The sequence below is a fragment of the Mycobacterium sp. SP-6446 genome (assembly GCF_001954045.1).
Lineage (GTDB): Bacteria > Actinomycetota > Actinomycetes > Mycobacteriales > Mycobacteriaceae > Mycobacterium.
The window spans coordinates 42,248-57,379 of sequence record NZ_MBEM01000211.1; the positions used below are offsets into that span (position 1 = coordinate 42,248).

At 63.5% G+C, this 15,132-nt stretch carries 13 protein-coding genes; all 13 read right to left on the bottom strand.

The window, feature by feature from the left end; all coding sequences use genetic code 11:
* Positions 1–250 precede the first annotated feature (250 nt).
* Positions 251–1,561, bottom strand: coding sequence for a hypothetical protein (locus A5736_RS26445; RefSeq protein WP_076247966.1), 1,311 nt, complete (start codon positions 1,559–1,561; stop codon positions 251–253).
* Between the two features lie 4 nt (positions 1,562–1,565).
* Complete coding sequence (locus tag A5736_RS19015) at positions 1,566–2,051, bottom strand: YbaB/EbfC family nucleoid-associated protein (RefSeq protein WP_076247968.1); 486 nt, start codon at positions 2,049–2,051, stop codon at positions 1,566–1,568.
* A gap of 238 nt (positions 2,052–2,289) precedes the next feature.
* Positions 2,290–5,901, bottom strand: a complete 3,612-nt coding sequence (locus A5736_RS19020; protein ID WP_076247970.1) for a hypothetical protein — start codon at positions 5,899–5,901, stop codon at positions 2,290–2,292.
* Positions 5,902–5,932: 31 nt separating this feature from the next.
* On the bottom strand, positions 5,933–6,229 hold the full coding sequence (locus A5736_RS19025; protein WP_076247972.1) for a WXG100 family type VII secretion target: 297 nt from the start codon (positions 6,227–6,229) through the stop codon (positions 5,933–5,935).
* Between the two features lie 585 nt (positions 6,230–6,814).
* On the bottom strand, positions 6,815–7,474 hold the full coding sequence (locus A5736_RS19030) for a TetR/AcrR family transcriptional regulator (RefSeq protein WP_076247973.1): 660 nt from the start codon (positions 7,472–7,474) through the stop codon (positions 6,815–6,817).
* 279 nt (positions 7,475–7,753) lie between these two features.
* A complete protein-coding gene (locus A5736_RS19035) occupies positions 7,754–8,347 on the bottom strand; it encodes a hypothetical protein (RefSeq protein ID WP_139333422.1) in 594 nt (197 codons plus the stop codon).
* A gap of 337 nt (positions 8,348–8,684) precedes the next feature.
* Positions 8,685–8,864 (bottom strand): rubredoxin, encoded by a 180-nt coding sequence (rd, locus tag A5736_RS19040; RefSeq protein ID WP_076247977.1) that lies wholly within the window; start codon positions 8,862–8,864, stop codon positions 8,685–8,687.
* Positions 8,865–8,962: 98 nt separating this feature from the next.
* The gene (locus tag A5736_RS19045) at positions 8,963–10,087 is read right to left on the bottom strand and encodes a fatty acid desaturase (RefSeq protein ID WP_254848407.1); all 1,125 of its coding nucleotides are present in this window, start codon (positions 10,085–10,087) and stop codon (positions 8,963–8,965) included.
* A gap of 86 nt (positions 10,088–10,173) precedes the next feature.
* Positions 10,174–11,073: a MaoC/PaaZ C-terminal domain-containing protein gene (locus A5736_RS19050; RefSeq protein ID WP_076247978.1), complete on the bottom strand. Its 900-nt coding sequence runs from the start codon at positions 11,071–11,073 to the stop codon at positions 10,174–10,176.
* A gap of 7 nt (positions 11,074–11,080) precedes the next feature.
* Positions 11,081–11,917 carry an alpha/beta fold hydrolase gene (locus A5736_RS19055; RefSeq protein WP_076247980.1) on the bottom strand — a complete coding sequence of 279 codons (837 nt, stop codon included), beginning with the start codon at positions 11,915–11,917 and terminating at the stop codon, positions 11,081–11,083.
* Between the two features lie 25 nt (positions 11,918–11,942).
* Positions 11,943–13,016 (bottom strand): dihydrolipoamide acetyltransferase family protein, encoded by a 1,074-nt coding sequence (locus A5736_RS19060; protein WP_076247981.1) that lies wholly within the window; start codon positions 13,014–13,016, stop codon positions 11,943–11,945.
* Between the two features lie 4 nt (positions 13,017–13,020).
* Complete coding sequence (locus tag A5736_RS19065) at positions 13,021–13,983, bottom strand: alpha-ketoacid dehydrogenase subunit beta (RefSeq protein WP_254848410.1); 963 nt, start codon at positions 13,981–13,983, stop codon at positions 13,021–13,023.
* 17 nt (positions 13,984–14,000) lie between these two features.
* The gene (locus tag A5736_RS19070) at positions 14,001–15,050 is read right to left on the bottom strand and encodes a thiamine pyrophosphate-dependent enzyme (protein ID WP_254848408.1); all 1,050 of its coding nucleotides are present in this window, start codon (positions 15,048–15,050) and stop codon (positions 14,001–14,003) included.
* Positions 15,051–15,132 lie beyond the last annotated feature (82 nt).

Consider the following 15,132-nt stretch of genomic DNA (forward strand, 5'->3'; position numbering starts at 1 on the left):
CATCGCACGCTCTGTCGAGTCAGGCCCGAGAAGGCTTGTCTCGCCTGCGATCGCATCCGCACTTGCCCCTAACCTGATGTCCCTGGCGCCCCCGATGGCGATACATAGTGTATCGCGTCAATGCTGACAGATCACCAGCACGTTTCCGCGGCGCCCCGTTGTCCTAATTTCGTTCGGCCCAACGGCCATTCGGACGTCTAGCGAATGATCACCGAGATCCCGCTACCCGAACCCGGGCCTCGATCAGAGGTCAGTCGGTCCCCCGCGGACGGCCATGGCCATCCGTCCCGCTATCCTCGCGGTCCGCGCCATCGTCATCGACATGCGGTCCGGTGGGTACTTCCTCATCCGACTGTTGCTCACCGACCGAATCGGAAGCCGCGGCGTCATCGGAGTGCCCTGTGGCTAGGCCGATTCCGTCGGTGGCCTGCTCATCGCCGGAGACACCGCTGCGCCGCGAAGATCCGCGTGTACGGCGTCGTGTGCGTGCGGCACCGTCGGGCCGGACGCCGTCCTCGGCGGCGTCGGATAGCCCGGCCACCGAAGGCGACTTCGCGGGTGTGCCCGAGGAATCTTGTGCGGGAGGCTTCGCACCGGTGCGCTGCATCCCGGGCTCGGCCTGAGCCGGGTCGAAATCTTCGGCGGCGCTGGGCGGCCCATCCATCTCCGGGGTCGACGACTCCGAATTCGGGTCTTCGGGTGCGCCGGCGCGCCGAGGGCTCGGCCGCGTCGGGAAGCCGGGCGGCGGCGGCAGATTCGGCGGGGCCGAAGGATCCGACCCCATTGGCCCAGCCGCGTCGGCGGACGGTCCGGATTCGGGCGAAGGTCCCGAATGGCCCAGTGCTGCCTCCGGATTCGAGTCAACGGGCAGGGAGGCTGCGGGGTCCGCTTCTACACCCAGGCCGGCGGAATCGTCGGACAAACTTCCGGTGCCCGCCGCCGGCGGTGTTGCGCTGCCCGACCCATCGCTCGCCGGATCACTCTGGCTCGGACCGCCGCTAGCGCCGGATCCGCCCGAGGATCCCGTCGCGCCGCCTCCGCCCGACGACCCGGTGGCGCCGGGACTGCCGGCACTCGCCGTTGGGCCGGAGGCCATGGCCGGCGAGGCGGCCGTATTAGTCGCTGGCTCAACCGCATTGGCACCGTTGGGCGTGCCCGCGGTGGCCATAGTGGGCCCGCCAACGGTCGTACCGGCGGAAATCGGGCCGCCCGCACCCTGCTGAGAAAGCGCACCCGACGTGCCGCCCGAGGCTGCAGATGACAATCCCGTTTCGTCGGACTGCTGGAACGTATTCGCCGCCTGCTTGAGCAGATCCGAGTAGTAGTCCAGCAGACCGGTCTTGGCGTCAACCGATCCGTTGACCCAGTCCAGTTGAGCCAGGTAACCACTGGGACCATCGGCGAATTGATGACCCATATCGCCGCCGCCCCATGCGGGGCCCTCGGCGGCCAGCTGCGCGTGCAGCGTGGACATCACCGCCTTCATCGCCGAACTGACATCGTGCAACTCGCGCGAGACACGGAGCAGCTCCTCCGGTGTGACACTGAATTCGCCGGCCATTGGTTCACCTCCTCACCGTCGGGAAGTCACCGTCGTCGCTGTCGTCGTAGGCACCGCCGGGCGAAGACGCGGACGGTTCCTTGCGCCGCGGGACACCGGCAAAACCGTCCAGCCCCGGTGGCACCAAGTCCTTGGGATCCGCGATGCCCTCAACGATGTCGGAAAACGAGGGAAACTTCGCGTGCCGCTCGTTGATCGGCGCCAACAGCTCGGCGACCCGCCGACCGGCATCCTGGGCGGCCGCTTGTGCGGCCTCCATCAGGTGGTCCCCGAGTTCCTCGAAGTCGTGCTCGTCAAGGTAGGACTTATCGATGACGGCCTTGACCAGCTGGCCTCGCGCATTGACCGTGACTTGCACGGTGCCGTCGGCGGCCTCGGCGTCGACCTTGAGTGCGGCCTGCTTCTGTTGAATGGCCGCAATGTCGGTGAGCTGATCTTGCAGCTGCCCCAACACATCGGTAAGCCGGTCGCGAGCCGCTTCGTTACTCAACGTGTCCCACCTGCCTAGTCCCGAGGTCACCTGCGCTGTGCTGATACACAGTGTATCGGCTTCATTTCGGGCAGACCAAATCCGGACTTTGACACCCGGAGCCCTGGAAGGGACCGCCTACAACCGGCGGATCTCAAACGGCGAGTCGCCTAGGGGTGGTCACTTTCGATGAGAGGACTGGTCACTTTCAGATGAGCGGCAGCACCGACTGGCGTTGGGATCGGCGCCACGCTGTCGACTACCGGGCAGGCGTGGGCAACCCCAGAAGTGCGCCGATGGCTGTGCCGATGAGCTCGGGATGACGGGCTAGTCCGTTGAGGAGCATGCCGATGATCTCGGGATGCTTGGCCGCTCCTTCGAGGGTGGCGGGGATGATTTCGGGGTTCTTTTCCACTGCTTCGACGAGTGCGACGGTGAGCGCGGGATTAGCGGACATGTTGTCCAGCAGTTTGTCGAATATTTCGGGGTGGGCGACCACGGTGTTGAGGAAGGTGTCGTAGAGCTTGGGGTCGTTGGCCATCCTGTCAAGCAGCCCGGTCAGCAATGCCGGATGACTATCCAGCCCGTCAAGGAAAGTGCCATAGAGCTTGGGATCGTTGGCCATCCTGTCAAGCAGCCCGGTCAGCAATGCCGGATGACTATCCAGCCCGTCAAGGAAAGTGCCATAGAGCTTGGGATCGTTGGCCATCCTGTCAAGCAGCCCGGTCAGCAATGCCGGATGACTATCCAGCCCGTCAAGGAAAGTGCCATAGAGCTTGGGATCGTTGGCCATCCTGTCAAGCAGCCCGGTCAGCAATGCCGGATGACTATCCAGCCCGTCAAGGAAAGTGCCATAGAGCTTGGGATCGTTGGCCATCCTGTCAAGCAGGGTCGTGAACATCTCTGGGTGGGCGGACATCGTGGCAAGGAAGTCGTTGTAGAGCACGGGATTATGGGCCATCGTGCCCAGCAGCGACTGGAACATGCCCGGGTTGGCGCCCATGGTGTCAAGGAACTCGTCGTACAGCTGGTGCTGGCCGTCTTGTTTGTGAGCCATGGTCTCCAGCAATGACTTAAACATGTCTGGGTTTTTGTCCATGGTTTTGAGGAACTCGTCGTACAGCTGGTGCTGGTGGCCGCCTTGGAACTCCGCCATCTTGGTCAGCAACGACTGAAACATGTCCGGATGCTGACCCATGGCGCCAAGGAACTCGTCCCACAGCTTGTGCTGGTGGCCGCCTTGGAACTCCGCCATCTTGGTCAGCAACGACTGAAACATGTCCGGATGCTGACCCATGGTGCCAAGGAACTCGTCCCACAGCTTGTGCTGGTGGCCGCCTTGGAACTCCGCCATCTTGGTCAGCAACGACTGGAACATGTCGGGGTCGGCGGCCACGATGTTGAGGAAGTCGGTGTAGAGCTCGCGGTGGGCGGCCATCTTGTCCAGCAACATGTTGAACATGTCCGGATGAGCGGCCACCGTGTTCAAGAAGTAGTCATACAGCTGCGGATGGGCGGCCATCTCGCCCAGCAGCAGGTTGAACAGATCCGGACGATCGGCCATCTGGTCGAGGAAAATATCGAATAGCCAAGGCTCAGCACCCATTCCATCGAGGAGCCTGTCGAATAACCAAGGATGATGTGCCACCAAGACGAGGGCCGCCTCGAGCGGGTCGGAATGGAATGCTTGTCCGATTCCCCCCATGAGGAGGGCGGTATTTCGCAACCTAGGCGTTATCGGGTGGTCGTTGTCGCTGTGTGCCTGTGGGACATCGGACTTGGCGGGCTGCGATGCCGGCTCATCCGATTGATGCTGCCCTGCTTCGTCGCGGCGCTGTAGCGAAACCTCTTCGCTCTTGTCCCCGCCGGCGCCTCGGTCGGCCGGATCGCCAGCACGGCTACCGTCACTCGGCTCCAGTCCACCGCGCTCGCCGCCGCCCTTGTCTGGCTCACCGCGATGGCCGCCTGCCCTACCGCGATTGTCGCCTGGCTCGTCGCCGGCCCTGCCTGGGTGTGAGGTGTCGTGGTCGTCGCGGCCGGCGCGCCCACCTTGGTGTGACTCTGGCTCACCGGAATTCGGACCTTTGCCGTCGGGGCGGGCCTTGTTGCCTGCCGCCGCGTCCGGCCGGGTGCTGGGGTCTTGGCCTTTGGTGACCGGCTCGGCCGGCCGCTGCTGTTGCTGGGGTCGATCAGCTGTTGCGCTGTCCTCACGATCCGCTGCGTGACTCCCAACGTCGGACCTTCCGGCTTGCGGCGCGCGGTCCGCGCCGACGGCCTGTGCCGGCGGGCCTTGCTCGGCGGTGGTGTCGTGCAGGCCGCGCTCGGTGGGTGTGGCGGTGGTGTCGACGCGACCTGCGGTCGGCGCTCCGGCTGGCTCGGAGCTCGACTTGCCAGCGGGCGAGATCTCCGCAGGGCTGGCGGGTGGATCCGGTGTGGGGCTTGACAACTCGGCATTCGGGCCCGGCGATGCGGGCGTCGAAGTCGGCGCCGGTGAGGGCGGGCCTGCGGCACTCGGCACAGTTTGCGCCGGCGAGGCCGGGTCCACAACGGTCGGCACGGTTGGCGCAGCGGGTGCCGCCGGGCTTGCAGCATTCGACGTCGGGGGCGGAGGGGAGGCGGTCGGGCCGGCTGTGGCGGTGTGGGCCGCTGGTGAGTCTGTCGGGACATCGACTGTGCCCTCCGGAAGATGTGGGCTAACCGAGGCGCGTGTGGCAGGCAGGTGTCCGGAGTCGGCTGCCGCGGGCGGCCTGGTGGTGGTCGTCTCCACCGGCCGCGCCCCCGGGTCAGCGGCGGCGGGCAAGGCAGGCGCTGGCGTGCCGGCGTTGTGCTCACCGGCGGCCGTGGCGGGCTCGGAGGTGGAGGCGGGCGCTGCAGTGTGGGCTTCTGGGCCAGCATCATGGGTCGTCTCGCCGGGCGTCGTGGCCGCCACAGCATTGTCGTCTCCGCTGGGTTTGGTGTCGACGGCCGGTGCACCCTTACCGCGGCAGGGCAGCATGTCCATCAGCGGCCGCTGGGCGTCCAAGGCCGCCCCGGCCGCGCCCATGAAGGCCCCGTCCCGCAGGGTTTCGAGGGTGACCGGGCCGCCGCTGACCGCGGTGGCAAAAGTATTGCCCGCCATCCCGGATAACGCCTTGCTCGTCAGCAAAGCGGCCACACTGCCAGCCTTAGAATCGTTGACGGCACCGGCGACCCGCCACAACAACCCGCGTTCGACCGCCTCGGCCGCGCCCCCGAACTCGGCAAAAGACAGCGCCGTCCCCGTGATCAGTTGCCCATTAAGGCCCGTGCGATCTCCCCTCGCGACCTGAACGCCCTGAACTGCCAGCTGCTCGGCGCCGCCCACCAACGTTGCGCGCACGGTGTTGACGAGCAAGTCGGTCAGGATGGTTCCGATGCGCTGCCACAGCGCTTCTTTGAGCGCGTTGATCGCTGCCGCGGCGCGCACCCGCGCGACCGCCACTTCCACCAGCGATTCCCCGGCGGTTGTAGCGGCTGAGACAATCCCCCAGATGATGGTGGCAGCCAGCCAGCCCGCCAGCAGTAGTGAGGTCCACTGGTTGTCCTGCAGATCGGCCGCGTAATTACGCAGCGCCGCCACGCCTGCCCGCACCGCCTCAGAATCGCCTTGCAGCGAATCCGGGCCGTTGAGCAGCTCCGTTAAATGTTGATCGTGGGCCTCGGCGGTGTCGCCCTCCAACACCGACCGCAGCTGCGCCTTCAACCGCGCCAATTCATCGGCGTGACCGTCCCACGCCTTCGCCGAGGCCTCTATCTGGTCAGCGAGGTCGAAGAGCGCTTCTGGGTCGCCATTGGGAATGGGAGCGCCGATATCGGCGGCGAGCCCATTGAGGGTGGCAATGTCGAAGCCCATCGACGCGCCCTAGACCCGGATGCGCAAGCTGCTAGGCCTGATCGGCCTGCTCGAAAACACGCGCGTGTGCCGCAAGACGATCCGCGTGGCGCTGGACCGTCTCTGCGCGTGCGGCCATCGCCTGCAACGACTGCTGCATATGGGCCACAAAACCGTTCGCGACGCCGGCGAACCTCTCGCCGGTGGTATCGCTACCCCACGGGGCGCCCGCGGAGGCCACCTGCGCTCCCAGCCCTGACACGTGCCCTGTCATCCGACCACTCAATCCCGATAGCCGATCGGCAACCGCACGCACCTCGGCCGATTCGATACGAAACTGGTCTGCCATCGCCTTGGCTCCTTTGCCGTGGGAATCTCGGGCCCAGTATCACCGTCGTCATCAAGATCGCCAACCGGAAAGATTGGCGCTATTTACGCTTCCATGATACGGCGTGTATCCGCGTATTATGGCAGATCGTTCTGCGCATCCGCCAGTGTTTCGCCGTGGCTATTAGCCCGGTTTGAGCCGAGCCGGGTGCTTCTCGCTCAACTGACTATCGGTGATACACCAAGTATCGGCCACCTTGTGGCAGATAGTTCAGTCAACCGCCACGTCTGCGGTCGACAGGTCCTGATGAAGCTGGCCGCGAAGTGGCCGTCCGCCTTCTGGCAGCAGAGTGATCATCGGAGGTTGCATACCCCCTTTCATGCGGCCACACAAGCGGGCTATTGGGGCACCGAAGGGCAAGTCGAATGCGCGTAGACACATTTCGCTGAGGTACGCACGAGATACTCTGCGACTAAACCTATTTCACGCAGATCTAGCCCAGAGTCGATGAGAATGCCCTGAAATCGCCGAGAACGGACATCGATGCTCGAATCCTCGTTCTCATCAGCGGATTTCGCACGACGAAGAGCGCCAGCAACTGTCGTGTCAGCGCGACTTCTTGCCGGGGCGCCGTAGCGGCACCTCAGGGTTGACGCGGACGCCAAGCTCGCGGAGTTGATGGTCGATAATCAGCCAAGCGTGCAGAGTAAGCCGGTCAATCAGTCCCTTGCGCGATTCGGCTCGCCGATTCAACCAATCCAGAATCGACGCGTCGATGAGGCCGCCTATTGCGACAACCAGGGTCGCAGCGATGTCCGGCTTATCCGCGAAACGCGGGAAGTAGGGTACCCCGGCCGCCACGACATCGGCGGCAAAATCGCGTCGCACCGCCTTGCGACGACGGGAACTGGACTCATAGCCGCGGCTGATGAGGAACCGATACAGGTTGGGGTGTTTGTCGGCCCAAATGACTTGGGCCGCGATCGGCCCGCGGATCACGTCGAGCGGAGTGCCGGGCTGGTCCATCCGGGCCAGGACTTGCGTTCGCAGCTCCTCATACGCGCTGCGCGCCACCTCTAGATCGAGTTCGTCTTTGCTGGCAAAGTGGCGATAGACGTTGGGGCGCGCCAAACCCGCACGTTGGGCGATCTGACCAGTCAACGAGTCGGGTCCGTGTTCCTCGATCACGGCCCGGGCGGCCTCAATAATTTGCTCGCGCCGGGCGAGTGGTGGGGAGTCCTGACCTCGCGCGGGTGATTTAACCACCCGTTCACAATATCAGCCGTTATACATTGAAACTGCATGTATCCTTTGCGATAACCAGAGATTCAAACAATTTTCACAAGGTGCCAGGCGTAACTCGCTTAGCCCAGCGGCATACGCATCAGCCCTTGCGCAGAAGTTCGCCAGGCTGGGTCGGGTGGCAGTCCCCGACCACGGAGAAGCCGAACCCGGTCAGGTACCGGCATGACTGCGGGCCGCCTCATCGGGTCCACCGGTCGCAGTTCAGCAGCCACCGCCGCGCCTGGGTTTCCCACCCCCCGGTCATCGAGTTGAGCAGACGGCGCTCGGGCTGCTGCCAAGGTGCGCAGTCAACGTGGCCGCGTGATGGCCCTGGCAGATCAGCGCAATTCGTTGTCGTGCGGCGCGGAAGTAAAGCACTGTCGTGTTCGTGTAGCAGTTGTAGCCACCGTCATCGGCGACCAGCCCCGCTCGGGCTAGTGCCGCGGTCAGCCCAGTAATGGCGATCCGGTCAGGCGCTAGCACCCGTAACGCGAGGTGAGTCTCATTCTGCTGTTCCCGTTCGGCCGCAACGACATCGGCTGGCCCATCGAGCACCACCAATAACTCGATCTTGGCACCACCCACCCGAGCGCTGAGGATAGCGACGTCCAAGTGTGGGTGCCCATATCGACTGTTCAGCCGATCCCTCACTACGACACTGCGCGTGGCCTCCCCCGCGACAAGGTCTTGGGCCGCTAAGTCTGCGCGCAACTCGTCCAAGCTGGACGGAAAGACAAGCACCGCACCGTGATCGAATCGGCAATACGCTGCCGCGCACTCCTCAATCCCGAATTTCCGCAGCACACTCGCGGTGTTGTGCACGCGGACGAATTCGAGCATGTCGCGCAGGACCATTTTGTCATCAGTCATGTCAGATTCCGAACGTGACTTGGTCGTTAGGCCGACGCTGGGGGCTGTCAGGCGGGCGGCGACGCGGCGGCAATCTCATCTCGTTGGCCAGCCGCATCGGCAGGGCAGTGCCATTGCCGCATTCCAGCCGTGACATCGCCGGGCAGCCACACCTGGCGTGAACAGAGGGGAGCTGAGCCAACGCACTGGCTACGAGCGCTTTACCAATCAATCTGTCACCCCCAGCGCCGTGATACAGAGTGTATCGCTTAGACCGGGCGTGAGCAACGGCTGGAGCTGGCTCAGGCCAAACGCTCGCCCAGCCCCGGCGGCGCCGGCGTTTTTAACCGTCGTAGCGGATGAAGTCGGCCTTTTCGGCGCCACAGACCGGGCAAACCCAGTCGGCAGGAATGTCCTCGAACGCGGTGCCCGGCGCAATGCCGCCGTCAGGATCGCCTTCGGCAGGGTCGTAGATCATTCCGCAGCGAACGCAGATCCATAGCTGCGTGTCGGTGTTGGTCACGTCATTCTTTCGTCTTGGTTCGACAAAGCGACGCCCGCCGCATTTGATGGGACCGGGACGACATGGCTCCACCCCCGGCGGGGATCGCCACCGTCGCCCTAGCCTTCTGCAACGGCCGGCGCGAGCGCGAAACGATTCGCGCGGCGGAAGGTGCCGAAATCGTTGAATCGCACGCCCTCGCGGCGAAGGACGTCCTGACAGTCACGCTTGATGAGCTCGCGAATATAGAAGGGGTCGCGGACCAGGAAGTGGTGGATGGCGTGGGTCTCGCCGAAATTGAAGCAGAAAGCGTGAAATGGCTTGAGCCACATGGCAGTCCACACCTGGGTCTGCTGAAGCACGTTGCGCGGCTCAACATCACCGAAATAATGCATGTTGGAGCTGACGAAGTATAGGCAGAACGTGCGTACCAGGTTGGGGGCCAGGATGACGACAGCGAGGAAGTCCAGGGCCCCCTGACCCGGGACGTGGATAGGGCCGACAAACAGCTGGCAGGCATGGATTACCAGGAACAAGTGCCATAGTCCGTAGTGAACGGCGCTGAGCGGGAAAATGGCGAGCTTATTGATAGTCGCCAGGTGGCGTGCCTCCGTAGGGGTGCGGGCCGCCTGTCCGACGTAGGAATCCACGAGGCGCAGCATCCGGAACGGCTTGGCGTAAAGGCCCACAAACGCGTCCAGCAGACTTACCAACCGGTAGGGGCCCCAACCTTCGCCGTTGGTGAGCGCTCGTTCCTCGAGGTCGGACTCGGTGCCCGAGAACTCGTGATGGTGCAGGTGCAGCCTGCGGCGTACCCACGGGTTGATGGTGTTGGAGCGAAAAAGCCATACCCCCAACATCATCAAGTTGTGCATGAACCGATTGGTTCGGAAGTACATCGCATGGATTAGGTCGTGCTCCAGTTCGTGCAGCAATGAGAGCCAGAAGCCACTCAGCGGGATCGTCGCCCACCACGGCAGCAGGTCCGCTGCGTACAAGCAGGCATCGGCAATGACTCCCGCGATCGCGACAAGAAATATCGCTAAGCCGATCTGGTCCTGATTGCTGGCCAGCCAGGGATGCCGGGCGCGCCACGCGTCGCCAATTCTAATGATTGAACCCCGGATCGCGGCAATTCGGTCTGCGTCGTCGGCGGCCAGACTGCGCTCCCCCGGGAGCCTGGTCGCAAGCCTCACTATTCCTCCCCAAATCGGAACCAACTGTTTCGCAAGCCTGCCTATCACACCGCGATGATACACGCTGTATCATTGCTTACGAGTCCGCGGGCCGGGTGAGCGCCAACTCGCGGGAGGACCGCCCCATTGGACTCTTAATGCTCTCCAAAGGTTTTCACCGTCGCTCGCTTCTGGTCCGTCACCAAGATTCCGTGAAGCACGGGTGTCCCTTTCCGTTCGGGCACGGACGTGGCGAACACGTAGCCTTGCGGGCTTTCCCACACCCGGGTGTTCAGTGTTTCACCCGGGAACACCACACCGAGAAAACGAGCCCGGTACCTGCTCACCTGGTTTGCGTTGTTGGCCAGCAGCGTCTGCACCAGCGCCGCGCAGACCATCCCGTAGGTGCACACACCTTGGAGAATCGGTCGGGGAAAGCCAGACGCTCTAGCGAACGCCGCATCGGTGTGCACATTGTCGCGCATCGCGCTTCCATGGACATGTCTCTGATACCGGATCGCTTGGTGCGCTAGTGTTTTCGTGCTGGCTACTGCGATTGGCCGACCCTCAGGCACCAAGCCCGACATGACGGAATCACGCGAATCGTGTGCTCCGTCAAAACCCCCATCCCCCCGGGCATGGATCCGCGAGACGCCGGTGACAAAGGGAACACCGCGCGTGTCGACCAGTGTCGAGCGTTGCACGAGCACCGCCGCGGTAACCTGATCCTCGACGTCAACGACCTGACCGGCCGAACGCAATGCTCCCCCCGGTGGCAGCGGTCGTTGAACCACGATCTCCTGGTCGCGGTGCAGCAGACTGGCGAGATTCAGCCGGATTCCGGGAAACGAGACCTCGGGTGGTCGCGGTCGGTAAAACTCCGGCGAGACAACACCAAACATGCCGGGCGCCGTCATCGCGAAGGTGGGCAGTACGTTATCCCGATCATCGATCCACCCAACCGCACGGTGATACTCGCGCACATCATCGGGCGACCAGTGGAAATCCTGTTCCGGCCATCGCACGCCGACAGCCGCGTCCCGGCAGATGGACATCGCCGCGTCACCCGGTCGCCAGGAAGGCACAGGTTGCCTGGCCCACCGGCTCGGGGTTTTCCATGTGGAGGTGATGGCCTCCGGGCAGGGTCAGCTCGCGCAACGTCGGCACGCTACTGATCCGTCGTGGATAGAAGCTTTCCCGCAAAGCGGTCCGTTCGGCCGTCACCAACAGTGTGGGCGCGGAGATATTGCTCAGAAAGGCCAGCACCTGTTCCTCACCGAGGGTGGTGGTCAACCCCCGGTTGAGCCGCACATCGTGGCGCCAGGAATAGCCGCCGGGCACCTCCGTCAGGTCGCGTTCCACGAGCAGCTCTGCAGTCTCGAGAAGGATGTCGGCCAATTGAACGCGAGCTTTGATCGCCTGCATTCGGTTGCGGTAGACCGGATGTCGGTCGCCTTGCAGATACATGTTCAGATGGCGTGCGATGGCCGACACGGCCTGCGTCGGTTCGGCCGAGAGCGGTCCGATGGCATCGATGAGCACAAGCCGTTCGATCTTGTCTGGATGGATGCCGGCCACCAGGGAAGACACCGCGCCACCGAGCGAGTGACCGATCAATTGAAACCGTTGCCAGCCCTGGGTATGCGCTAGCTCCAACACACACGACGCGTAATCAAGGTAGGGACAGAGGGTCGAGGAGAGGTGGTCGGAATAACCGTGGCCGGGCAGATCGATGGTGATCAAATCGAGATCACTGAGGTAATGGGACAGCGCATCGAAGCTGGCGCAGTTGTCGAGGACCCCGTGCAGGCAAAGGGTCGGCAAACCGTTACCGTCGCGTCTTCGTTTGCCGCGCAGCGTGATTCCTGACTTCGGTAGCCGGAACGCGACATCGGCCATGGCTGCTGTTGGCTTCGTGCACATACTATTTTGGCCCGCTACGTGTATGTAACAGTGTCTGAACGGGTTTGGTGAGCACTGAGGCAACCCTGGTCAAGACGTTGGAGCCGAGTTCGCCGTCGATGAGGCGATGGTCGTACGACAACGCCAATTGGGTTATCTGCCTAATGGTTATCTGCCCGTCGACGACCCATGGGGTGGGGCGTACCGCACCGAAGGCGAGGATTGCCGCCTCGCCCGGATTCAGGATCGGTGTGCCCGCGTCGACCCCCAGTGCGCCGATATTTGTGATGGTGATAGTGCCGCCCGACATATCCGCAGGAGTTGCTTTGCCGGCTCGTGCCTTGTCGATCAATTCTACTAAGGCAGAGGCTAATTCGGGGAGAGCGAGGTCGCCTGCATTCTTGATGTTGGGCACCAGCAGGCCGCGCGACGTGGCCACGGCAATGCCAAGGTTCACATAATTGTGATAGACGATCTCCTGATGGGCTTCATCCCAGCGAGTGTTCACCGCGGGGTACTCGTCAACCGCAATCAACAGCGCCTTTGTCACAAAGAGCATCGGATTTACCCGAACACCGGACCAACGTGAGTCGGCCCGCAGGGCATGCACCAGATCCACAGTTTCAGTGACGTCGACGGCAAGCCACTCGGTGACGTGCGGCGCGGTGAAGGCTGACCTAGTCATTGCTGTAGCAACGGCTTTGCGCACGCCGTTGATCGGCACGCGGGTTTCGCGTACGCGACGAGGGGGTCCTGGCATGTCACTACGTGGGCGCAGGTGCCGGCGGCGCCCGGCGCCCGGTCCGACGAGTGCCTTCATCTCGGGTACGGCCACAAGGTCTCGTTGTATCGAGCCTCCCACCCGGAACGTGGCGATGACTGCTCCTACCTCGACCGTGTCGCCCTCCTCGACATGGAGGGCCTGAACCTCCCCGGCGACCGGTGACGGCAATTCGACAGCGGACTTGGCAGTTTCGATCTCGCACAGCACCTGATTCACCGCCACGGTATCGCCAACCGAGACCGCCCAATTCCGCAACTCGGCCTCCGTGAGTCCCTCGCCCACGTCGGGCAGTTTGAAGCGCGCAATGGCCATCGGATCAGTCCTGCCAGAAAAGGGTTCGGTCAACCGCTTCGAGGACCCGGTCAATGTCGGGCAAGAACTGCGCTTCGACACGTGCCGGCGGGTACGGGATGTTGAACGCCCCGACCCGCAACACCGGTGCACGCAGGTCGGCGAAGCAGGTTTCGGCAATCGAGGCCGCGATCTCGGCGCCCAACCCCATGAAAGTCGACGCCTCGTGCACCACCACCAGACGCCCGGTGCGCCGAACCTGCTCGGCGAGCAGCGGCATGTCCAGCGGCGACAGACTGCGTAAGTCAACCACGCCAACCGAATACCCATCCTCCTCGGCCGCCTCCGCCGCTGCCATCGCGACGGCGACCGTGGGCCCATAACCGGCCAGGGTGCAATCACTGCCGTGCCGCCGGATGCGTGCCCGGTCCATGCGCTCGGTAGCGGTCTCGTCAACGTCCGACTTGCGCCAGTATTCGCGCTTGGGTTCGTAGAAGATGACCGGGTCGTTGCACCGGATTGATTGCCGTATCATGTGATACGCGTCGTTCGCGTCTGCGCATGCCACTACGCGCAGGCCCGGGGTGTGCGCGAAATAGGCCTCGTTGGATTCACTGTGATGCTCGACCGCGCCAATTCCGCCGCCCACCGGAACGCGGATGACAACCGGCAATGTGATCCGCCCCATCGATCGCGCCCGCATCTTGGCCAATTGGCTGACAATTTGATCGAACGCCGGATAGACGAAACCGTCGAACTGTATCTCACAGACCGGGCGATACCCGCGCAGCGCCAATCCGATGGCCGTGCCCACGATTCCGGACTCGGCCAAGGGCGTGTCGATGACGCGGCGGCACCCGAAACGCTGTTGCAATCCGTCGGTGACCCGGAAGACGCCACCGAGGGCGCCGACGTCCTCGCCCATCAGTAGGACCTTGTCATCATCCTCCATCGCGGTCCGCAGACCCGCGTTGAGGGCAGCGCCCAAACTCATCGTCGACACCATCAAACCCCGTTGTCGAGCAGTGACGATGCCGCTGTGAAGGACTCGTGTTCAGCGTCGACGAGAGCGTGCGGTTCGGCGTAGGTGTTGTCGAAGGTCGAATCCAGTCGTGGATCATCGATGGCCCGACTAGCCGACCGCACCTGTTCAGCCAAGGCGTCGCACTCGGCATCGAGATCGTCGAAGAACGTGGCGTCGGTGCAGTGGTCCTCTAAAAGCGTCCGCAGTCGCGACAAGGGATCGCGTGACTTGTAAAGCTTGAGTTCAGCGGTATCACGGTATCGGCTCGGGTCGTCCGAACTGCTATGTCCTCCAAGGCGATACGTCTGAGCTTCGATCAGCGCCGGGCCGCGGCCGGCACGGATATGCGTAGCGGCATCGCTAGTCACGGCATGGACCGCGAGCACGTCATTGCCGTCCACCTGGTAGCTGCGCAATCCGAAACCATCGGCACGTCGGTGCAGAGACGCTCCCATCTGTAGCGAGGTGGGTGTCGAGATCGCGAACTGATTGTTCTGGCAAAAGAACAGCACGGGCAAGGAACCCGCCGCAGCCCAGTTGAACGCTTCGTTGACGTCCCCCTGACTTGATGCCCCGTCACCGAAGTAGACGGCGACGACCTCGTCGGTACCCTCCATGGCGGCGCCGGCCGCGTACCCGGTCGCGTGTAGCGTCTGCGCTCCCAATACCAAGGAGTAGATGTGGACCCGATATGCCGCCGGATCCCATCCGGAGTGGGAACATCCACGCCACTGCGCCAATAACTGAGCCGGCGACAACCCCCGGCACAGGCCCACGGCGTGTTCGCGGTAGCTGGGAAATATCATGTCAGAGTCGCGGAGTGCGCGGATCGATCCGACCTGCGCCGCCTCTTGGCCCCAGCTCATCAACCACAGGTTCAATTCGCCTTGGCGTTGTAGCGCAAGGGCTTCGGCATCGAAGCGGCGCGCAAGCGCCATGTCCCGGTAGAGATCGCGCGCCAGCTGCACGTCGATGCCGTGTGCCTTTCCCTGCGCTGTCAGTGCCCCTTGGGGAGTCACGAACTGGATCAATGGGTCAGGCCTCGGACCGGTCATTGTTGCCGAATCACGAACCCACGAAGCAACACTCATGCGGGCACCTCGACGCCGTTCA

Bases quoted from the DNA above. Each gene is read 5' to 3' on its own strand.
- A5736_RS19020 (WP_076247970.1), bottom strand. From the start codon at position 5,901: ATGGGCTTCGACATTGCCACCCTCAATGGGCTCGCCGCCGATATCGGC.
- A5736_RS26445 (WP_076247966.1), bottom strand. From the start codon at position 1,561: ATGGCCGGCGAATTCAGTGTCACACCGGAGGAGCTGCTCCGTGTCTCG.
- A5736_RS19050 (WP_076247978.1), bottom strand. From the start codon at position 11,073: ATGTCCATCTGCCGGGACGCGGCTGTCGGCGTGCGATGGCCGGAACAG.
- A5736_RS19055 (WP_076247980.1), bottom strand. From the start codon at position 11,917: ATGGCCGATGTCGCGTTCCGGCTACCGAAGTCAGGAATCACGCTGCGC.
- A5736_RS19025 (WP_076247972.1), bottom strand. From the start codon at position 6,229: ATGGCAGACCAGTTTCGTATCGAATCGGCCGAGGTGCGTGCGGTTGCC.
- A5736_RS19060 (WP_076247981.1), bottom strand. From the start codon at position 13,016: ATGGCCATTGCGCGCTTCAAACTGCCCGACGTGGGCGAGGGACTCACG.
- A5736_RS19035 (WP_139333422.1), bottom strand. From the start codon at position 8,347: ATGGTCCTGCGCGACATGCTCGAATTCGTCCGCGTGCACAACACCGCG.